The sequence below is a fragment of the Bacillus sp. FDAARGOS_527 genome (assembly GCF_003812125.1).
Taxonomy (GTDB): Bacteria; Bacillota; Bacilli; order Bacillales; family Bacillaceae_G; genus Bacillus_A; species Bacillus_A paranthracis.
In genome coordinates, this window is record NZ_CP033795.1 from 1,136,776 (window position 1) to 1,156,484 (window position 19,709).

The 19,709-nt window shown below is 33.5% G+C and carries 20 protein-coding genes and 1 pseudogene; 15 read left to right on the plus strand and 6 right to left on the minus strand.

What is annotated here, in order from left to right; all coding sequences use genetic code 11:
- Positions 1 to 18: 18 nt before the first annotated feature.
- The 5 genes from EGX95_RS08190 (at position 19) to EGX95_RS08210 (ending at position 5,176) form a co-directional block, all read left to right on the plus strand.
- Positions 19 to 2,580 carry a glycosyltransferase gene (locus tag EGX95_RS08190; RefSeq protein WP_000857385.1) on the plus strand — a complete coding sequence of 854 codons (2,562 nt, stop codon included), beginning with the start codon at positions 19 to 21 and terminating at the stop codon, positions 2,578 to 2,580.
- 19 nt (positions 2,581 to 2,599) lie between these two features.
- Positions 2,600 to 3,730: a DegT/DnrJ/EryC1/StrS aminotransferase family protein gene (locus tag EGX95_RS08195; RefSeq protein ID WP_000427957.1), complete on the plus strand. Its 1,131-nt coding sequence runs from the start codon at positions 2,600 to 2,602 to the stop codon at positions 3,728 to 3,730.
- Positions 3,723 to 4,289 carry an acyltransferase gene (locus EGX95_RS08200; RefSeq protein WP_001084170.1) on the plus strand — a complete coding sequence of 189 codons (567 nt, stop codon included), beginning with the start codon at positions 3,723 to 3,725 and terminating at the stop codon, positions 4,287 to 4,289. The genes EGX95_RS08195 and EGX95_RS08200 overlap by 8 nt, the downstream gene beginning before the upstream one ends.
- Before the next feature lie 128 nt (positions 4,290 to 4,417).
- Positions 4,418 to 4,639, plus strand: a complete 222-nt coding sequence (locus EGX95_RS08205; protein ID WP_000459103.1) for a hypothetical protein — start codon at positions 4,418 to 4,420, stop codon at positions 4,637 to 4,639.
- 90 nt (positions 4,640 to 4,729) lie between these two features.
- Positions 4,730 to 5,176, plus strand: a complete 447-nt coding sequence (locus EGX95_RS08210) for a DUF6376 family protein (protein WP_000695301.1) — start codon at positions 4,730 to 4,732, stop codon at positions 5,174 to 5,176.
- A gap of 35 nt (positions 5,177 to 5,211) precedes the next feature.
- Here the strand turns inward: EGX95_RS08210 and EGX95_RS08215 are convergent, their stop codons facing one another.
- The 3 genes from EGX95_RS08215 to EGX95_RS08225 all read right to left on the minus strand — a co-directional run bounded on the left by EGX95_RS08215 (position 5,212) and on the right by EGX95_RS08225 (position 6,412).
- Positions 5,212 to 5,550: an EamA family transporter gene (locus EGX95_RS08215; protein WP_001089868.1), complete on the minus strand. Its 339-nt coding sequence runs from the start codon at positions 5,548 to 5,550 to the stop codon at positions 5,212 to 5,214.
- Positions 5,543 to 5,884, minus strand: coding sequence for an EamA family transporter (locus tag EGX95_RS08220; RefSeq protein ID WP_000805122.1), 342 nt, complete (start codon positions 5,882 to 5,884; stop codon positions 5,543 to 5,545). The genes EGX95_RS08215 and EGX95_RS08220 overlap by 8 nt, the downstream gene beginning before the upstream one ends.
- A 144-nt stretch (positions 5,885 to 6,028) precedes the next feature.
- Positions 6,029 to 6,412 (minus strand): LD-carboxypeptidase, encoded by a 384-nt coding sequence (locus EGX95_RS08225; RefSeq protein WP_001130819.1) that lies wholly within the window; start codon positions 6,410 to 6,412, stop codon positions 6,029 to 6,031.
- A 205-nt stretch (positions 6,413 to 6,617) separates the two neighbouring features.
- Between EGX95_RS08225 and EGX95_RS08230 the strand changes: the two genes are divergently transcribed.
- Both EGX95_RS08230 and EGX95_RS08235 read left to right on the plus strand, forming a co-directional pair.
- A complete protein-coding gene (locus tag EGX95_RS08230; RefSeq protein ID WP_000825886.1) occupies positions 6,618 to 7,571 on the plus strand; it encodes a D-alanyl-D-alanine carboxypeptidase family protein in 954 nt (317 codons plus the stop codon).
- 243 nt (positions 7,572 to 7,814) lie between these two features.
- Positions 7,815 to 8,417, plus strand: a complete 603-nt coding sequence (locus tag EGX95_RS08235; RefSeq protein ID WP_001993708.1) for a nitroreductase family protein — start codon at positions 7,815 to 7,817, stop codon at positions 8,415 to 8,417.
- A gap of 108 nt (positions 8,418 to 8,525) precedes the next feature.
- Here the strand turns inward: EGX95_RS08235 and EGX95_RS08240 are convergent, their stop codons facing one another.
- Positions 8,526 to 8,696 carry a hypothetical protein gene (locus EGX95_RS08240; RefSeq protein WP_001059583.1) on the minus strand — a complete coding sequence of 57 codons (171 nt, stop codon included), beginning with the start codon at positions 8,694 to 8,696 and terminating at the stop codon, positions 8,526 to 8,528.
- A 676-nt stretch (positions 8,697 to 9,372) separates the two neighbouring features.
- On the opposite strand from EGX95_RS08240, the gene entFM reads away from it, so the two are divergent.
- Positions 9,373 to 10,653, plus strand: coding sequence for an enterotoxin EntFM (gene entFM / locus EGX95_RS08245; protein WP_000755553.1), 1,281 nt, complete (start codon positions 9,373 to 9,375; stop codon positions 10,651 to 10,653).
- A 97-nt stretch (positions 10,654 to 10,750) separates the two neighbouring features.
- Here entFM and EGX95_RS08250 read toward each other — a convergent pair whose 3' ends face one another.
- Positions 10,751 to 11,515 (minus strand): alpha/beta fold hydrolase, encoded by a 765-nt coding sequence (locus EGX95_RS08250; RefSeq protein ID WP_001194312.1) that lies wholly within the window; start codon positions 11,513 to 11,515, stop codon positions 10,751 to 10,753.
- Positions 11,516 to 11,754: 239 nt separating this feature from the next.
- On the opposite strand from EGX95_RS08250, the gene EGX95_RS08255 reads away from it, so the two are divergent.
- The 3 genes from EGX95_RS08255 to hitS all read left to right on the plus strand — a co-directional run bounded on the left by EGX95_RS08255 (position 11,755) and on the right by hitS (position 15,351).
- Complete coding sequence (locus EGX95_RS08255; RefSeq protein ID WP_000453859.1) at positions 11,755 to 13,515, plus strand: ABC transporter ATP-binding protein; 1,761 nt, start codon at positions 11,755 to 11,757, stop codon at positions 13,513 to 13,515.
- Positions 13,516 to 13,603: 88 nt separating this feature from the next.
- The gene (gene hitR, locus EGX95_RS08260; protein ID WP_000937026.1) at positions 13,604 to 14,281 is read left to right on the plus strand and encodes an envelope stress response regulator transcription factor HitR; all 678 of its coding nucleotides are present in this window, start codon (positions 13,604 to 13,606) and stop codon (positions 14,279 to 14,281) included.
- Positions 14,278 to 15,351: an envelope stress sensor histidine kinase HitS gene (gene hitS, locus EGX95_RS08265; RefSeq protein WP_001254317.1), complete on the plus strand. Its 1,074-nt coding sequence runs from the start codon at positions 14,278 to 14,280 to the stop codon at positions 15,349 to 15,351. The genes hitR and hitS overlap by 4 nt, the downstream gene beginning before the upstream one ends.
- A gap of 25 nt (positions 15,352 to 15,376) precedes the next feature.
- On the opposite strand, the pseudogene EGX95_RS08270 reads toward hitS, so the two are convergent.
- Positions 15,377 to 15,942 (minus strand): annotated as a pseudogene (locus EGX95_RS08270) (DUF3139 domain-containing protein).
- Between the two features lie 216 nt (positions 15,943 to 16,158).
- Here EGX95_RS08270 and EGX95_RS08275 point away from each other — a divergent pair.
- The 4 genes from EGX95_RS08275 to EGX95_RS08290 all read left to right on the plus strand — a co-directional run bounded on the left by EGX95_RS08275 (position 16,159) and on the right by EGX95_RS08290 (position 19,647).
- Positions 16,159 to 16,878 (plus strand): 3-ketoacyl-ACP reductase, encoded by a 720-nt coding sequence (locus EGX95_RS08275; RefSeq protein WP_000818985.1) that lies wholly within the window; start codon positions 16,159 to 16,161, stop codon positions 16,876 to 16,878.
- Positions 16,879 to 17,025: 147 nt separating this feature from the next.
- Positions 17,026 to 17,697 carry an O-methyltransferase gene (locus tag EGX95_RS08280; protein ID WP_000061722.1) on the plus strand — a complete coding sequence of 224 codons (672 nt, stop codon included), beginning with the start codon at positions 17,026 to 17,028 and terminating at the stop codon, positions 17,695 to 17,697.
- A 132-nt stretch (positions 17,698 to 17,829) separates the two neighbouring features.
- Positions 17,830 to 18,702, plus strand: coding sequence for an aminoglycoside 6-adenylyltransferase (locus EGX95_RS08285; protein WP_001258509.1), 873 nt, complete (start codon positions 17,830 to 17,832; stop codon positions 18,700 to 18,702).
- Between the two features lie 117 nt (positions 18,703 to 18,819).
- Positions 18,820 to 19,647, plus strand: coding sequence for a peptidoglycan-N-acetylglucosamine deacetylase (locus tag EGX95_RS08290; protein WP_000291221.1), 828 nt, complete (start codon positions 18,820 to 18,822; stop codon positions 19,645 to 19,647).
- Positions 19,648 to 19,709: the final 62 nt, after the last annotated feature.

The window sequence follows — 19,709 nt, forward strand, 5'->3', positions numbered from 1 at the left end:
AAGAGGTGAGAGAGTAAAATGAAAACTCGTATTGAAAGAACTGAAGAGGTGGTAGATCAACTTCCGTTGGTAAGTGTATTAATTCCTACATATAATCGTCCTCGCTTTTTTGAAGAGGCGTTATGTAGTGTGCTGGAACAAACGTACCCTAATATAGAAATTATAGTTGGAGATGATAGTACGAATGACGAAACAGAAAAGGTGTTACAAAAATACTTATGTGATCATTCAAATATTATTTATATAAAAAACAGTTCAACTCTCGGACAATTTGAAAATGCACTCATGTTATTTCATGAAGCGAACGGTGAGTATATAAATTTTTTAATGGATGATGATATCTTTCATGTGGATAAAATTGAAAAAATGATAAAGTGTTTTTTCAATGATTTAGATAATGAAATTAAGCTTGTAACATCTCATCGTCAAGTAATTGATGAAAAAGGGAAAGAACTACGACATATTTATTCAACTGTCCGTTTATTTGAAGAGGATACGATTATAGAGGGAACAGAATTAGCAAATAGGGTAATTGTGGATCAAAAAAATTATATTGGAGAACCGACAACAGTTTTATTTCGTAAAAATGATTTACAAGAACCGTATGGGATTTTTGATAAGAGGAGGTATCTTTGTAACGTAGATATAGCTTCATGGTTATCTTTATTAAGTAAAGGAAAAGCAGTATATATAGCAGAGACACTGAGTTACTTTCGATTACATCCAGATCAACAGTTAAATGAATCTAATAAAATGATGGATGGATTAGAAGATTTTTCACATAGTATTATAGCTGGAGAAAAATATGGTTTCTTATCTAACGAAAAAGAGTTAGATGAAGCGATAACTAATTTTCTAGAATATGCAAGAAGTATAGTTCCGTCATCAATATTATATACATTAGACTATTATCAAAAAATTAAAGAAAAGAAAATAAACATAGAAAAGAAAAAACAATATATAAATAATAATTCTCCTTTACCGAAAGTAAGTATACTTATTCCTGCGTACAATAGACCGTATTACTTGGAATTGGCGCTTAATAGTGCTCTGAATCAAACATATGAAAATATTGAAATTATTATTTCTGACGACAGTACAAATAATGAAGTCAATGCGATGATTCAACCGTATTTACGTGAATATGAGTGTATTACATATGTTAAAAATGAAACGCCGTTAGTTGCTGAAAACTTTAATAAGTGTATAGAACTTGCGAACGGGGATTATATAAACTTTTTATTAGATGATGACTTATTTCATCATGAAAAGATTGAGAGAATGATGAAATACTTTTTGACGTTAGAAAATATTTCATTTGTGACGTCTTATCGTGAACTAATTGATGAGAATGGAGAGATATTACCACCTTCAACATTAAATATGAAAATCGCGAAAGAAACTATGCTTTTTGAAGGAAAAGAATTAGGGAATTATATGTTAAAAAATTTGAAAAATGTAGTTGGTGAGCCGACAACTGTTTTGTTTAATCGGGAATTGTTTGAAGGGAAGTTTGGGTATTTTAAAGGGAAGGCTTATTCTGCTATTAATGACATTGCAACTTGGCTAGACATGATGAGGAAAGGAAAAGTAGTTTATATACAAGAACCTCTTAGTTATTTTAGACAACATAGTGGACAAAATCAAAAACAAATGCATTTTATTTTAATGACAATTGAAGAATGGATTGAATTAATTATTGATGCATATAATAGTGGGTTTTTAAGTTCTGAAAGAGATTATAAAGAGAGCTTATCCTATTGTTTAGAGAATGCGGGATTTATAGTTAAGGATGCAGTAAGAAATGGAGAACTAGATCAAATTTATAATGAAAAGATTAAAAAGGGGTTAAACAAACTAGTTGCCCATATGTTTGAGAAAGAATGTTGTTATTGTCAATATTGCAATCAACAATTTGAAAAATTTTCACCTTGGCCGGCAGATTATGATTTTCCAAAATATAAATTTGAGATGTGGAATAAAGATACAGGGATATGTCCAGTTTGTAGTTCGATGGATCGTGAAAGGTTGTATCGTGTGTACATTGAAACGGAAACGGACTTGTTAAGTAGAAAATATACTATGCTTCATATTGCACCTGAAGCGAATGTAAGAGATTGGTTTAACGAGTATAAAAATATTACGTATGTATGTGGGGATTTAGAGCCAAAGGATCCATTAATGAAGGAAATTGATGTTACAAGCATTACATATGATAGTAATACTTTTGATGTAATTTTATGCAGCCACGTATTAGAACATGTTCTTGATGATGGCAAAGCAATGCAAGAGTTATATAGGGTTTTAAAACCAAATGGATGGGGAATTATTCAAGTACCCATCGTAATGAATGTGGATTCTATTATAGAGAATGAATTAATTGTAACTCCACAATTGAGGAAATTAGCTTTTGGTCAAGAAGATCATGTGAGAATTTATAATCAATCAGGGTTCATTCAACGATTAATGAATGCGGGATTTAAGGTGGAATTATATAACATAGCTGAAAAACAAGGGATGAAAAGTGCTAGGAAATTTGGCTTATCTGAAACAGATATGCTCTATATTGTCCGAAAATGATAGGAAGGAATAGATAGATATGGAGAATATTCCTTTTTTACGTGCTTCAACTGTACCTGTAATTGAGTATTTGGATGAATTGAAGGAAATTGATACATCTCACATATATACGAATTACGGACCTATAAATCAACGTTTTGAACAAACAATTATGTCGGGATTTTTTCAGAACAGGGGAGCTGTTACAACAGTAGCAAACGCAACGTTAGGGTTAATGGCGGCCATTCAACTTAAGAAAAGAAAAAAAGGAAAGTATGCCCTCATGCCTAGTTTTACATTCCCTGCGACTCCATTAGCAGCTATTTGGTGTGGATTGGAACCTTATTTTATTGATATTTCAATAGATGATTGGTATATGGATAAAACAGTACTTTTGGATAAGATTGAAGAATTAAAAGAAGAGGTTGCGATTGTTGTCCCGTACGCAACGTTTGGATCATGGATGAACTTAGAAGAATATGAAGAATTAGAAAAGAGGGGTGTTCCGGTTGTCGTAGATGCGGCACCGGGATTCGGATTAATGAATGGAAGTGTGCATTATGGACAGGGTTTTAGTGGAATGATCGTATATAGTTTTCATGCAACAAAGCCTTTTGGGATTGGTGAAGGAGGGCTTATATATAGTAAAAACGAAGAAGATATACAATGTATTAAAAGGATGGGTAATTTCGGATTTGATACAAACCGTGAATGTACGATGATGGGGTTTAATTGTAAAATGTCTGAATATGCAGCCGCTATTGGGATTGCAACTATGAAAAAATGGGATGACAAATTAAAAGAACGCACCCGTATTTCTGAATGGTATAAACAATTGTTACAAAGTAATGGATTCATAAAAAAAGGGTGGCAACTCCAAAAGACAGAAGCAGTTATTCAGCAATTTATGCCTATTCTTTGTCCAGAAGAAGTTCGCAACAAACAAGTAATAGAAGACCTGAAAAAACAGAAAATAGAAGCTAGATTATACTTTTCGCCCTCTTGCCATCAACAAGTTCTTTTTAAAAATTATAAGTCTACAGATTTAACAACAACGAATAAAATAGCAAAACGAATAGTAAGTTTACCTTTATGGGAAGGAATGACGAAAGAAATAGTAGAACAAATTGTAAGATGTTTAGGTCAGAGGGCGGTGTTGGCAGATGAATAGTTTTTATAGTCAAGAAGAGCTAAAGAAAATTGGATTTTTATCAATTGGGAAGAATGTATTGATTAGTAAAAAAGCAAGTATATATAATCCAGGTGTTATATCAGTAGGTAATCATGTAAGGATTGATGATTTTTGCATTTTAAGTGGCAAAATTACAATTGGAAGTTATTCGCATATATCAGCGTATACAGCGTTATATGGAGGGGAAGTTGGGATTGAAATGCATGACTTTGCAAATATCTCAGCTAAAACCTTAGTATATGCGGTACTTGATGATTTCAGTGGAAATACTTTAATGGGGCCAACTGTCCCGAATCAATATAGGAATGTGGAAACAGAAAAAGTTATTTTTAAAAAACATGCGATTATTGGTGCTGATTCTATTATTTTTCCAAATGTAACTATAGGAGAAGGTACGGCAGTCGGTGCGATGAGTATGGTGAAAGAGAGTTTAGAAGATTGGTATATTTATGCTGGAGTTCCCGTAAGAAAAATAAAACCTCGTCAAAGAAAGATGCTAGAGTTAGAAATTGATTTTTTAAAAAACATTCATTCTTAACAAAAAGAATGAATGTTTTTTATTTTTATGGTGCAGCAGAGTGTGTATCTTAACTTATTATGTTTTAAATTTTGCTGACCAAGGCAATACTGAGCCATAGTGAATGTAAAGTTGGAGGGCGAGCGTATATGTTTGATGAGGATGGGATTGTTTTAATTATGGAACCGGCTGATGAAAGAAATTTGAGGAGATTTATTTTTTCAGTACCAAAGTCAGTGTATGAAAAGAAGGGGCTTACATTACACTATGGAACAGCTATAGGACAAGGATATACGGATATAATTGAAGATATTATTAGCATACATATAGAAGTAGATGTTGTAACAGTAATCGGGCATGTAAGAGGGTAAATAGCTATTTGAAAAAAGGTTATAAGTAATGTAGCTAGAAGTTAGGATAGAGAAACTTACAGACAATTATAAAGACGAAGGGAGCCTAAAATGAAAATAAAATCAACTTTAGTAGTATTTATAGTTACAATTGGTTTAATGGGATGTTCACTAGTAGAACAAGGAAAGAACTCCATAGATTATGCTCAAAAAGCGACAGACTATATAAATGAAATAAGTGCGTTTGCAAATGATGCACCAGCATTAGCTGAAAAGGCTGTTAATGATAGTGAAGCTCGAAAAGAATTAGAAGCGAAGCTTAGTGAAATTAAACAAGATATACCCGCTTTCAATGAATTAACACCGCCTGATGTAGCAAAGGATCTTCATCAGCAAATCGTCGGATATAACGAAAAGTTAAATACGTTAATTGATACGGCAATGACAAAGATAGAAGAAGGGAAAGTGAATGTAGAAGAGTTTAAAAACTCGGAGCTTATGCAGACGGTAGATCAAGTTCGAGATTTGAAAGAGAAGGTGCAAAATTTAGGTCAATAGTAAAAGGCTCCGTTTGTGATAAACGGAGCCTTTTACTATTGGATACAATAAACGATTACACCAACGATAATAATCATGTTGCCGATGAGTTTACGTTTCGTTATTTTTTCTCCTAGGAAATACCAACCGAAAATTAATATGATGATATAACTTAAGGATTCTAATGCTGATGCTTGTTTTAATGCCATGCCCTTCATGGCGATAACATTTAATCCAGCGTTAATTACAAATAAAGAGTAGCCGATAATAACATAAGGATTCACATATTCTTTTATTCTAGAATCGTATTGTTGCAAAGTAGCTTTTTTTAATAATATTTGTGAGTAATTAGCTAAAATTATCCCGAAAATAAATAATAACATATAACTATTCATCTTTTGTCACCACCACAATTCCGACGATAATAATAGCTGCACCAAGTAAATGATTCCACTGAATCGTATCTCCAAATAGAAATACTGACCAAAGCATTGACCATAGTATAATAATCCCGCGATGTGAATATGCTTTTGATATTTCGAAATGTTTAATTACTTGTTGCCATAAAATTGCATATCCAAATAAAAGTATAACTAGTCCGAAATAAGCAATAAAAAATGAGATGGAAGCAATGGGAAATTTAGCTGCCCATTTCATGTAAACCATAATGATAGAATATATCAAAAAAGCTACATGTAAAAATAAGTAATTTTTAATAGTTGGTTTCATTTATTCACTCTCTTTTGCATATAAATATAATATTTATACCTAATTTTTCTAATGATAGATATTGGAACGTATTTAGTTTAATCTTTCACATTCCAAATTATATAGTATCATGGCTTTTATTGTAAAACAATAAAAGCCATGTATTCATTTTTTCCAAGGTTCTACAATATGTATCGTTTTATTTGTTGCATCTGAATACCCAATCATTATTTTAGGGTTATTTAGAAAAGCATCATAATCAATATAAGGCAATAAGGAATTTGAATTCATGCCACCAATTGTTGACATGATACAAGAAACATTAGGGTTTCTTATTAAAGCATTTAGTTCCTCAGCACGCTCTTGTATACTACCCGAACGATAATAATCATATCGACCTGTTAGTGAACCTTCTAATATATGAAATCCTTTCTGTTGTAAGTAAGATTTCGCTCGTTCAAATCTTTTAGGAGAAGTGTAGGTTACTGGAGAAGAAGGTGAGTAAATCCCAATTGTGTCTCCGTATTTTAATGATTTTGGAAGTGGCATTTGTATGAATCCCTTCTATTAATAGTTTTATTCATAAGGTTTATCATTGAATATTCTTATATTTCGGTATTGTTATTGTAACATACATGCATTGAAATAATAATTGCTGTAGATGAATAAATATGCTTTTTACCTTGACGATATAAAGGGAAAGTTGTTATGGTTAAATGTGAGTGTATAAAAGGTTTGTTAAAGGAGTTTTGAAATGAAGCGGTTAAAATGGGGAAGGCTGACAGTCCTATTAGTCATTGTTTTAGGGATATGTTGGTTCTTATTCCAAGGAACTCAAAAGAGTGCAACAAGTATAGAGGGACAACCTTTACAAGTGGCAGAACTACCTAAAACAGGATTAGTTGAAAAAGTAGTCCCACCAAAGTACATACCACCGGAAATTGATGCAAAAGCAGCTATGATTATTGATGCGAGTAATGGAGATATTATTTATCAACATAATGAAAATGAGGCTTTTGCGCCAGCAAGTATGTCTAAGATGATGACAGCATATCTTCTATTAGAAAATGTACATAATGGGAAAGTTCGCTGGGAAGATCCGGTGAAAATGAGTGCGAAAGCGGCACAAACAGAGGGAGCGAGAATCCCAGTACAAGTTAATGACACATTAACTGTTAAAGATTTATATCATGCATTAATGATTGAGTCAGCTAATAATTCAGCTGTGGCTTTAGCAGAACATATGGCAAAATCGGAGAAAGATTTCGTTCAGCTTATGAATGCAAAAGCGAAACAGTTAAAAATGTCGGAACATGCTAAATTTGCAAATGCTTCTGGATTACAAGAGCCCGATGGAAGTGAAACAAAAATGACGGCTGGTGATGTAGCAAACTTGGCGTATCATCTTATAAAAGATTACCCAGAAATATTAGAAGTGACTCACTTACGTCAAAGTCAGTTAGCATTTAATAATATTAATGTTATAAGTACAAATGATATGTTAAACAAAAATAATAAAGCTTTATATATAGAAGGAATAGACGGATTAAAAACAGGATTTACAGATAGCGCAGGGTATTGTTTTACGGGTACAGCAAAACAAGGTGATACTCGTATTATTACAGTTGTTATGGGGACAAAAGGTAAAACAAAGCGTTTTACAGAGACGAATAAGCTAATGTCTTATGCATTTGGCTTAGTTAATTAAGTGAAATACTGAGTTGGATCATCATATAAGAAAGGCAATTTGTTGTTACGTACTATCGGTAACAACAAATTGCCTTTTATTTTTTAGCACTAATAAAGTAAAAAGGTAAAAAATGTGAGTGTTATTATTTGAGTTTATTATTGTTTGTTTATATTATAAAGTTAGAAACTTATTAATGATAAGTTTTGAGGGGCATATGATGTGTACATAGGAAAAAGCCTCAAATGAAAATTGGAGGGAATTATGATGGCAAAAGATTTTTACTCAGCAATTGAAGACAGAAGATCTATTTACGCAATTAGTAAAGAACAAGTAGTTTCTGATGAAAAAATTCAAGAAGTGATTTATCATGCTGTAAAACATACACCTTCAGCTTTTAACTCTCAGAGTGCTCGCGTTGTCGTCTTGCTTGGAGAACAACACGATAAGTTATGGGATATTACGAAAGAAACGTTACGAAAAATTGTACCTGAAAATAACTTCGCTTCTACGGAAGAAAAAATGAATGCATTTAAAAGTGGTTATGGAACAGTTCTATACTTCGAAGATAGTGAAGTGGTGGAAGAACTGCAAGAAAAATTTGCATTATACAAAGAGAACTTTCCAATTTGGTCTCAGCAATCCTCTGGAATGTTACAATTTGCAATTTGGACAGCTTTGGAAATTGAAGGGTTTGGTGCTACATTGCAACATTACAATCCATTAATTGATGAAGAAGTGAGAAAAGAATGGGGAGTTCCAGAAAATTGGAAGCTTATTGCGCAAATGCCGTTTGGTAAACCGGTTGTACCTGCAGGTGAAAAAGAATACCAGCCTTTAGAAAACCGTGTAAAAATTTATAAATAATGTAGGAACGAGTGGGGGGATTGTTTATCCCCCACTAATTATTATTTGAACCAATCGGGGTTTTGCTACTTATAAAAAGGTGAACAGGGATACAACCTGTTCACCTTTTTATAAGTAGTAAGGATTTTTTTGATAGGAATTTTTCATCTGATTTTTTAATTCGTTTTTACGTGTTTCAATAGTTGATATTTTTTGTAAGGTAATAATTGAAACGAATTGAAAAAAAGCATAGTACAGTTCTATATTTTTATTTATAGGATCATCTATTATGTTATTCATAAATATACCTCCCTTTTGATTCCACTATTTGCAAGCAATAAAACGCTCATCTTAAAATTCAATTGCTTTCCGTGTAGGGTAAATAAAATGTGTATAGATTAAGACGCTACTATATATATGATAATATAAATACCCTATAAATTCCATAGACGGTTAAAAATGGGTAGCGGAATGTGTACTTTCGTCAAATTAGAACAGAATTTTTGAAGTTAAATCTTACAAATCGTCAAATCTTTTAAAAGTGATAGATAGTATCAAAAATAGTTTTCTAAAAATATTATACTATTGATAAAAAAAGTGTTTTTTGTCATGATAAGAGTATACTTCATAGGAGGAGCTATACTAGGAAATACATTCTTTGCATTGTGTTAGATGAATAGAATTTTTTTAAGTGGATAGAAAATATATACTAAGATAATGAATGGTATGTCGAATTTTCAATAAAATACATAAGAAATATAAAAAAAGCATTGCAAAAAGAGTAAGTTTAATGGTAAAGTTCACATGAAGTTCACACGGATTTCACTTCGCTTGTTTAAAATGAACTCTGTGTGAAAAATAAAACTCTTGTTAAAAAATGGAACTTAATGAATATTTTACTTTGATAATATTGTAAAGTATTAAGTTTATAAGTTTTTTTTAAGAGGATAGTAGGGAAAGGAAGTAAAGACAACTTATGAAAAAAGTAATTGCAGGTTTAGCAGTAGCTTCAGTAGCAGGTGTTGCAGTTCCAGGTATGGATTCTGCTCATGCACAAGTTTCAAACGAAGCGCTAAAAGAAATTAATGGACAAACTCAAACACAAACGACTGTAACTGAAACAAAAACTGTAGAAACAAAATCCGACTTAAAATACACAGTAACTGCTGATGTATTAAATGTTCGTTCAGGTGCTGGTACAGGACATAGCGTTATTTCTAAAGTAAAACAAGGTCAAGTACTACAAGTAATTGGACAAGAAAACGGTTGGTTCAAAGTAACTGTAAACGGTCAAACTGGTTATGTAAGTGGTGACTTCGTAACGACTGGTGGTAAAACAGGAACTACTGTTCAACAAGGAACTGGTACTTACACAGTAAACGTTTCTTCACTTAACGTACGTACAGGCCCAAGTACATCTCATACAGTATTAGGCTCTGTAAATAAAGGTAAAACAGTACAAGTTGTTGGTGAAGTACAAGATTGGTTTAAAATCAACTTCAATGGTGGAACTGGATACGTAAGCAAAGACTTCGTAACAAAAGGTGGTTCTGCTGTATCTAACCAAACACAACAACCAACTACAAACAACAATACTACTACAGTTCAAACTGGTGGTTCTTATGTTGTTAACACTGGTGCTTTAAAAGTACGTACAGGCCCAGCTACATACAACGCTGTAATCGGTGGTGTAACAAACGGTACAGTATTAAACGTTACTGGCGCTGAAAATGGTTGGTACAAAATTAACCATAACGGCCGCACAGGTTACGTAAGTGCAGACTTCGTTAAGTTTGTAAAAGGCGGAGTAAACAACGTTACAAATAACAATAACGTTACAAATAACGTTCAACAACCAGGTAAAGACGTACAAAAACCAACAACTGGTGGAGATACATCTTCAATCGCTGGATTCGCTAGATCATTAAATGGTTCACCATACAGAACAGCTGGTACAACACCTGCTGGTTTTGATTGCAGTGGATTCATTCACTACGTATTAAATCAAACTGGTCATAAAGGCGCTCGTCAAACAGTTGCTGGATACTGGAGTTCTAAAACAAAAACTAGCAATCCACAACCAGGTGATTTAGTATACTTCCAAAACACTTATAAATCAGGTCCTTCTCACATGGGTGTTTACTTAGGAAACGGTCAGTTCATTAGTGCAGAAACTGATGCAACTGGTGTACGTATTAGTTCTGTAAGTAACTCTTACTGGAGCAAGCACCTATTAGGTTACACAAAAGCATACTAAGAAAAAGTAAATTATATACTTTTCGTATAGAGAAAAGGCTTTCCAGGGAAACTTGGGAAGCCTTTTTATAGTTTAATAAATTGGGATGTAATAGTTTTTACTGTAACTTCCCGTTTAAAAATCGAGCGTATAGATCATGAAAGTAGTTGGGGCGGAATAAGTTTGCTGCATGTCCTGCTAACGGTATTTCTTTATATAAAACGTTAGGAAGAATGGACTTTAAATCAAAAAGACAAGATTTATAGAGATGATCATGTTCGCCCATTACCCATAGAATAGGGTGGGGAAGTGATTTTAATTTAGATTTTAAATCGAATTCTAACCGATGACGTAATGATTGAGCAATAATTGATGAATGTAATTGCAATCCGAACCGATAATAAATATTTCTTGAAATGACTGCGAACGGACTTGCCTTTAGTATGCCACTTGGAAAAATGGTATTTGCGTATTGAGAGAGCCATTTAGAGTAATCGTCTCCTCGCTTCTCCCAAAACTTTTGAAATACGTTATATAAAAGGGAAGGGTTATTATAATGTCCACCAATATGACAAATGCTCAAAACTTTTTCTGGATGCATTTGTGCAAAAATGGTAGAGATATAGCAGCCGTAGCTTAAAGCGCAAATATGAGCTTTTTGAATGCCTTCTTTTTCGTATAAATTCAATAATTGATCAACGAGACGCTGTAATGAAAATTCGATAGCTTCTCCTTTATCATCGCCGTGACCTAATAAGTCATAAGTGATAATGTTGTAAGAGGCGGAAAATCGTTTATGTTCTTTTTTGAAAGCACGACGATTGCCGACTAAACCATGAATAAAAATAATTGTTTCCTTTTTAGAATGTATATTTGTTTGCAAAAAGGATACTCCTTTCAATAACTGGAGATTTATATAGTATTGTAAATTAGTTATTTATCATTCACATAGAATAATATTAAGTACCAGGTAATAATATCAGATGTTTATATCTGTTGTAAAGATGAGTTTTTATGTATATTTTGTAAAAACAGAAAAAGTGTGTTTACATTCAGTTTACATTCGTATTGTATTCTATTTTTAGAAAGAACAGTTTTGTTTAACACGAGGAGATGACAGAAATGGAAGTTAGAAATGAAATAAAGAAAAAAGGGAGTTGGAGGCAGTTTTTACGCCTTATTCAAGATACAAATCCTCCGAAAGGGATTCTTGTTTTTGCGTTATTCATGAGTTTGCTTTCTACGGGAGCGAGTTTATTTATTCCGATGTTAACAAAAGGATTAGTAGATAATTTTTCACTTTCGTCAATTAGTACAGGACAAATTGTTGGGCTAGTCGCATTCTTTATTATGCAAACTATAGCTGCAGGATTATCTATATATTTACTAAATTATATCGGGCAGAAGATTGTAGCCGGACTGAGAGAACGTTTGTGGAAAAAGGTACTTATATTGCCAGTATCTTATTATGATCAAAATAGAACAGGCGATACAATTAGCCGAATGACAAATGATACAGGTGTTGTGAAGACATTAATTTCTGAGCATTTGTCAAATTTATTAACAGGCGGTATTTCAATTGTCGGATCATTAATCGTATTATTTGTTTTAGATTGGAAAATGACACTTTTACTTTTAACGGTTATTCCATTATCAGTACTGATCTTAGTTCCACTAGGACGAAAAATGTATAAGATTTCAAAAGCACTTCAAGATGAAACAGCTTCTTTTACAAGTGTGCTAACGCAAGTATTATCAGAAATTCGTTTAGTGAAATCTTCGAACACAGAAAAAAGAGAATATGAAACTGGAAATAAAGGTATCGAGAAGTTATTGCAATTTGGTTTGAAAGAGGGAAAAGTGCAAGCGTTAATTTCACCAGTTATGTCGTTTGTTTTAATGGCATTGCTTGTTATTATCGTAGGATATGGTGGGATGCGAGTTTCTAGCGGTGCATTAACAACTGGGGAACTAGTAGCGTTTATTTTATATTTAGTTCAAATTATAATGCCGATGAGTCAATTATCTATGTTCTTTACACAATTCCAAAAGGCAATTGGTGCAACGGAAAGAATTAATACAATTTTAGAATATGAAGTAGAAGACCATGAAACTGGTGTGAAAGTCACAAATGCTAAGCAACCAATTGTTCTTGAAAATGTACATTTCGAGTATAACGAAGAAGAGCAAGTGTTAAAGAATATTGATTTCACAATTGAATCAGGAAAAGTAACAGCGATCGTAGGGCCAAGTGGTAGCGGGAAAACGACATTATTTTCACTATTAGAACGTTTTTATGAGCCAACTAGCGGTGCTATTAAATTAGGGAAAGATACAATTACGAACTATTCATTACAGTCATGGCGACGTCAAATTGGTTACGTTTCACAAGATAGTCCGTTAATTGATGGAACGATTCGGGATAACATTTGTTACGGCGTTGAGGGAGAAGTGACAGATGAAGAAATTGAAAAAGTAGCGGCGATGGCATATGTGGATGCATTTATTCATGATTTGCCAAATGGATATGCAACAGAAGTTGGAGAACGTGGTGTGAAACTTTCTGGAGGACAAAGACAGCGAATTGCTATTGCCCGAGCGTTACTTCGAAATCCACAAATTCTTATGTTAGATGAAGCAACTTCTAGTTTAGATAGTAAATCAGAGTCTGTCGTTCAAAAGGCATTAAATAACTTAATGAAAGGCAGAACAACGTTAGTTATTGCACATAGACTTTCTACTGTAGTAGATGCAGATAAAATTATCTTTATAGAAAAAGGGAATCTTACAGGTAGTGGTACACATGATGAATTGTTACGCACACATGACATGTATCGTGAATTTGCAACGCAACAATTGAAAATTAAAGAGGGCGTATTATAAAATGAATCATCAGTGGGGCTTATACTCCGCTGGTGATTCATTTTTAAAAGTTATATAAAAGATGCTACGTAGAAAGGAGAGGTTTTCTTTGCTACCAAAAATTTTAATAGTAGATGACGATCCACATATTAGAGAACTTGTTTCTGTATTTTTAGAGCGGGAAGGATTTCAAACATATGAAGCAATTGATGGTCTAGATGCACTTCAAAAAATAGATGAAGTGAAAGTTGATATGGTTATTCTTGATATCATGATGCCGAATATGGATGGATTTGATGTATGTTTTGAATTAAGGAAATACTATGATATTCCGATTTTGATGTTAACTGCTAAAGGAGAAACGTCTCAAAAAGTAAAAGGATTTCATCTTGGAACGGATGATTATCTTGTAAAACCATTTGATCCGATAGAACTAGTAGTGAGAGTTAAGGCGTTATTGAAACGTTACCAAATTACAGTATCGCAATCAATTCAAGTTGGAAATGTACTGTTAAATCGTAAAACATTTGAAGTTACAATTGGAGAACAAACAGTTACGTTACCACTAAAAGAATTCGAATTGCTCTTTACTTTAGGCTCTAAAACGGGGAGAACTTGTTCGAGAGAGCAATTAATTGAAGATGTATGGGGATATGATTTTGAAGGGAATGAGCGTACACTAGACGTTCATATAAATCGGTTACGTGAGAAGTTCCAAGAAGAGAAGTCGAAATTTAGTATTAAAACGATAAGAGGCTTAGGATATCGCTTAGAGGTAAGTAAATGAGAAGAAGAGAGCGAATGAATAAGGTGAAGATACTGAAAGTGATTGGAGCGGTACTAGCTCTCTTTTCTTTTCTCACAATAATTTGGTCTATAGCCTTTTATGTATCATCAAGTGTAATAAATGCTCTTGAAATACGAGTATCACCTTTTGTTACTTTTTTAATTAGTGATATGGTCGGCTTTGTATTTATTGTTCTTATTTGGGTGTTGATTGGAGTATTAATGAGACCGAAGCGAGAGGCGATGATTTGGACTATTATTGAACCGATACAAAAAATTGCAAAAGGGGACTTCTCCGTAAAAATACGAAATGAAGAGAAATATAATGGAGAAATTGGTGTGCTCGTAAAAAGTATAAATGATATGACAGATGAACTAAATGCGATGGAGAAAATGCGCCAGGAATTTGTATCGAATGTTTCTCATGAAATACAGTCACCATTAACTTCTATAAAAGGATTTGCTAGAGCGCTACAAGATAACAATCTTTCCGAGGAAAAGAGAGAGCATTACCTGACCATTATTGAAACGGAAACGACGAGATTATCTAAACTAAGTCAAAATTTACTGAAGCTTACCCTTTTAGAGTCGGAAGAATATACACCAGAAAGAGTAACTTATCGATTAGATCAACAGTTAAAACAAATTGTATTAAATAGTGAACCGCTTTGGGCTGAGAAAGAAATTGAATTAGACCTTGATTTAGAAAAAGTGCATATAACTGCTGACCAAGAAAGTATGAGTCAAGTTTGGATTAATTTAATTCATAATAGTATTAAATTTACTCCAAGTAGCGGTACGATTTCAATCAAGCTAAAAGAATATGAGACATTAGTAGAAGTACGTATACGTGATACGGGAATTGGTATATCCGAAGAACAGAAGCAACATATTTTTGAGCGTTTTTATAAAGCAGACTCTTCACGAAATCGTGCTTATGGAGGGAGTGGCTTAGGTTTGGCTATCGTAAAAAAAGTACTCGACCTTCATCAAGGAGAAATAAAAGTCGAGAGTGAGGAAGGCAGTGGTACGGAATTTATTGTACGTATTCCGAATCATGAAGAGAAATAGTGTTAGAAGGGGGAACCTTCTAACACTATTTTTCTTTAAAAATACATTTCCCATTACTGCAACTATATTGATAAGCTTTTCCTTCATTATTCATACCGTATGAATAATCTGATTTTTTATCTTTCTTAAAGTCAACGCATGCTTCTGCACCGTTTTTATCATCATCTATATCAATGAAATGAACGTGTCGTATAGAATAATCCTTTTTTCACTTAAACCTCTTTCTTGTAAGTTCGTATGAATCCCTTGTATTAGTTGATCGAACAGTGACCAATTTAAATTAAGATGCTCAAATGATTCAGTATGTCTTCCTAAAATGCCATTGTCTCGTATTATTTTTTTATTATTATTGTATGTATAAGGGTATGTAAAATAAGGTTCGTCTTTATATACTACCTTTGCATAATAGTCGATATTATAAAGGTAAGTATATTTTCCGGTTATGCTTTGTATTTCTTTTTGCTTATATCCTTTTATAGTATGGAGATATTCGTTAGTTTCTTTTTCTATTACTTTATAATATAGTGGATTACCAAATATAAAGTACATAGCCAAAAATATGATACATAGTCCGACTGCAGTTAGTAGCAAGTATCATTTTTTTCTTTTCATACATAAACACTCTCCTGTGTGGAATTTATTTCTATTTTACATTAATTATGGAAAAAGTATGAGGATTATAAATAAAAACTTTTATAGTTACCTAGAAGTAACCTACGCACATGAAAGTGCATCATTGCCTTTTTACATAAACATAGATACAATTTTAATATAATACATAACAGAGATGATTAAGGAGTGTTATACTTGGCAGAATTATTACAAGGCAAAAATGCTTTAATTACAGGAGCAGGTAGAGGGATTGGTCGCGCTGTAGCGATCGCATTAGCGAAAGAGGGCGTAAATGTAGGTCTTTTAGCTCGCTCAGAAGAAAACTTAAAAGCTGTAGCGAAAGAAGTAGAAGCAGAAGGCGTAAAAGCAGTTATTGCGACTGCTGATGTTTCTTCATATGAAGAAGTGACTACTGCAATTGAGACGTTAAAAAACGGTTTAGGATCTATCGATATTTTAATTAATAACGCTGGTATTTCTAAGTTCGGTAAGTTTTTAGAACTAGACGTTGCTGATTGGGAAAAAATCATTCAAGTAAACTTAATGGGTGTATACTATGCAACTCGTGCAGCTTTACCAAGCATGATTGAACAACAATCTGGTGATATCATTAACATTTCATCTACAGCGGGACAAAAAGGTGCACCTGTAACAAGTGCATATAGTGCTTCTAAATTTGGTGTTCTTGGCTTAACAGAATCGTTAGCGATGGAAGTTCGTAAACATAATATTCGCGTAACAGCTTTAACACCAAGTACAGTAGCAACAGATATGGCTGTAGATTTAGGATTAACTGACGGAAATCCTGATAAAGTAATGCAAGCAGAAGATATTGCAGAGTTTATCGTAGCGCAGCTGAAATTAAATAAACGTACATTTATTAAATCAGCTGGACTTTGGTCTACTAATCCATAGGAATTAAATTTATATTTAAAAGAAGGGATATCTATTCTGTAAGGAGTAGATATCCCTTCTTTATATTTGTGTATAAAACAGAATTTTCGGTATAATCAAAAGTGAATGGTAGAAAAGCATTGAGAAATTGAAGGGGATGGTATTTCCATGAGTATGATTGAGAAGTGGACGGCTGTTGATCAATATATGAGTGATGTATTAATACCGAAAGATTCTACATTAGAAGAAGTTCTTCAAGAAAATGCTACAGCTAATTTACCGGCACATGACGTATCACCGACGCAAGGTAAGTTTTTACAATTATTAGTACAAATTCAAGGAGCTCGAAATATTTTAGAGATTGGTACTCTAGGTGGATATAGCACCATATGGCTTGCAAGGGCATTGCCATATGGTGGTCGGATTGTTACATTGGAAGCGAGTGAAAAACATGCTGAAATTGCACGTAGCAATATTGAACGTGCCAATTTGACTGATAAAATTGAAATACGAGTAGGATTAGCTTTAGATTCTTTACAGCAAATAGAAAATGAGAAGTATGAACCATTTGACTTTATCTTTATAGACGCTGATAAACAAAATAATCCTGCTTATTTTGAATGGGCGCTGAAACTATCACGTCCAGGGACTGTAATTATTGGGGATAACGTAGTACGTGAAGGAGAAGTTATTGACAATACGAGTAATGACCCTCGCGTACAAGGAATACGTCGTTTCTATGAGCTAATAGCTGCTGAGCCGCGTGTAAGTGCTACAGCGCTTCAAACAGTCGGAAGTAAAGGGTACGATGGATTTGTAATGGCAGTCGTAAAAGAATAACGAAAGGAGATAAATAGAATGAAAAAGATGTTTGAAAAATTATAACATGTATCGTATACAACACAGTTAGCCCGTGGACCTCCAACATACTTAAAAATATAAGTTTATATAAAAATTGGAGGTTAGGAATAGATGAGAACTGAAAAAGAAATGTTAGACTTAATTATAAATACAGCAAAAGAGGATGAAAGAATTCGAGCTGTCATTATGAATGGATCGCGTGTAAATCCACATGTGAAAAGAGATTGTTTTCAAGACTTTGATATTATGTATGTTGTAAAAGATATACAATCCTTTACGTCTAATCATAATTGGATTCATAGGTTTGGAGAAATAATGATTGTACAAATGCCAGAAGAAATGTCATTAGTTCCACCAGATGGAGACGGGAAGTTTCCGTATTTAATGCAGTTCATGGATGGAAATCGGATTGATTTAACATTAGTTCCGGTTGATTTAACAAAAAAGTTCGTTGGACAAGATAGTTTAAGTAAATTACTTCTCGATAAAGATAATTGTATGGAAGAATTCCCGCCAGCAAGCGATAAAGATTACTTAATAAAAAAGCCTACAGAAAAAGAGTTTTTAGGTTGCTGTAATGAATTTTGGTGGTGTAGTACGAATGTGGCAAAAGGGTTATGGCGAGAGGAACTTTCTTATGTGAAATGGATGCTTGATGGCCCAGTGCGAGATATGTTCATCATAATGCTAGAATGGCATATTGGTATGAAAACAGACTTTACAGTTAATGCAGGTAAATTTGGAAAGCATTTTGAGCAATATTTTGAAGGGGAAATGTGGGAGCAATTTAAACAGACATTTTCTAATGCAGAATATGAAAACATATGGGAATCATTCTTTGTCATGGGTGATTTATTTAGGGAAGTGGCGAATGAAATTGCTAACACATATGGGTATCGATATCCGCAAGATGATGATGATAAAGTGACGAACTATTTAAAACACGTGAAAGCTTTGCCGAAAGGTAGTACATCAATTTATTAATAATAGTAAGCAGTAAGACTGTCCAAATTACGGACAGTCTTATTTTTGTTTATGAATAACAATTTCTCTAACAAAGTGTAGAGGAATCACATATGAAATTTTAGGGAGGTTTTTATCATGTATTATTTTTATTCGCCACAAATGTTTGCTCCATATCAATGGGGACTAGAACGAGATGTTTCGTATGCTTATATGCCATATAACTCATTTTACTATGGAGACTATATAAACTCATTGCCATACGCATATATCCCTCAAAATTATGAAGTACAAATGAAAGCAGATGAGCGTGGATCGTGGACGCCATTTTCTTGGGTTGAAAAATATGCGTACGCATTTTCAGGACCGTACAATAAAGCGGAAGTTGCTCTTACATTTGATGATGGACCGGATTTAGAATTCACGCCAAAAATATTAGATAAGTTAAAACAACATAATGTAAAAGCGACTTTTTTCCTGCTTGGTGAAAATGCTGAAAAGTTTCCAAATGTAGTAAAGCGTATTGCGAATGAAGGGCATGTAATTGGTAATCATACGTATAGCCATCCTAATTTAGCGAAAGTAAATGAGGGTGAGTACCGTAATCAAATTATAAAAACGGAAGAAATATTAAAACGTATAGCCGGCTATGCTCCTAAATTTATACGCCCGCCGTATGGTGAAATACTTGAAAATCAATTGAAGTGGGCAACTGAGCAAAATTTTATGATTGTACAGTGGAGTGTTGATACGGTTGATTGGAAAGGGGTAAGTGCTGATACGATTACAAATAATGTGTTAGGGAACTCATTCCCTGGTAGTATCATACTTCAACATTCAACTCCAGGTGGACATTTGCAAGGATCTGTAGAGGCGCTAGACAAAATGATTCCGCAGTTAAAAACGAAAGGAGCACGTTTTGTAACACTTCCAAGCATGTTTCAGACATCGAAAGAGCGAAAGTGAATGCGTTGTAGAATTGGAAAAAACAGGATTGCATCGTATAATGAAGCTGTTAGGAGGGGATA

What these genes read in the sequence shown, in the direction of transcription:
- EGX95_RS08215 (WP_001089868.1), bottom strand. Translation starts at nt 5,550, where the DNA reads ATGAATAGTTATATGTTATTATTTATTTTCGGGATAATTTTAGCTAAT.
- EGX95_RS08210 (WP_000695301.1), top strand. Translation starts at nt 4,730, where the DNA reads ATGAAAATAAAATCAACTTTAGTAGTATTTATAGTTACAATTGGTTTA.
- EGX95_RS08205 (WP_000459103.1), top strand. Translation starts at nt 4,418, where the DNA reads ATGTTTGATGAGGATGGGATTGTTTTAATTATGGAACCGGCTGATGAA.
- EGX95_RS08280 (WP_000061722.1), top strand. Translation starts at nt 17,026, where the DNA reads ATGAGTATGATTGAGAAGTGGACGGCTGTTGATCAATATATGAGTGAT.
- hitS (WP_001254317.1), top strand. Translation starts at nt 14,278, where the DNA reads ATGAGAAGAAGAGAGCGAATGAATAAGGTGAAGATACTGAAAGTGATT.
- entFM (WP_000755553.1), top strand. Translation starts at nt 9,373, where the DNA reads ATGAAAAAAGTAATTGCAGGTTTAGCAGTAGCTTCAGTAGCAGGTGTT.
- EGX95_RS08190 (WP_000857385.1), top strand. Translation starts at nt 19, where the DNA reads ATGAAAACTCGTATTGAAAGAACTGAAGAGGTGGTAGATCAACTTCCG.
- EGX95_RS08195 (WP_000427957.1), top strand. Translation starts at nt 2,600, where the DNA reads ATGGAGAATATTCCTTTTTTACGTGCTTCAACTGTACCTGTAATTGAG.
- EGX95_RS08285 (WP_001258509.1), top strand. Translation starts at nt 17,830, where the DNA reads ATGAGAACTGAAAAAGAAATGTTAGACTTAATTATAAATACAGCAAAA.
- EGX95_RS08225 (WP_001130819.1), bottom strand. Translation starts at nt 6,412, where the DNA reads ATGCCACTTCCAAAATCATTAAAATACGGAGACACAATTGGGATTTAC.
- EGX95_RS08230 (WP_000825886.1), top strand. Translation starts at nt 6,618, where the DNA reads ATGAAGCGGTTAAAATGGGGAAGGCTGACAGTCCTATTAGTCATTGTT.
- EGX95_RS08220 (WP_000805122.1), bottom strand. Translation starts at nt 5,884, where the DNA reads ATGAAACCAACTATTAAAAATTACTTATTTTTACATGTAGCTTTTTTG.
- EGX95_RS08255 (WP_000453859.1), top strand. Translation starts at nt 11,755, where the DNA reads ATGGAAGTTAGAAATGAAATAAAGAAAAAAGGGAGTTGGAGGCAGTTT.
- EGX95_RS08240 (WP_001059583.1), bottom strand. Translation starts at nt 8,696, where the DNA reads ATGAATAACATAATAGATGATCCTATAAATAAAAATATAGAACTGTAC.
- EGX95_RS08200 (WP_001084170.1), top strand. Translation starts at nt 3,723, where the DNA reads ATGAATAGTTTTTATAGTCAAGAAGAGCTAAAGAAAATTGGATTTTTA.
- EGX95_RS08235 (WP_001993708.1), top strand. Translation starts at nt 7,815, where the DNA reads ATGATGGCAAAAGATTTTTACTCAGCAATTGAAGACAGAAGATCTATT.
- EGX95_RS08290 (WP_000291221.1), top strand. Translation starts at nt 18,820, where the DNA reads ATGTATTATTTTTATTCGCCACAAATGTTTGCTCCATATCAATGGGGA.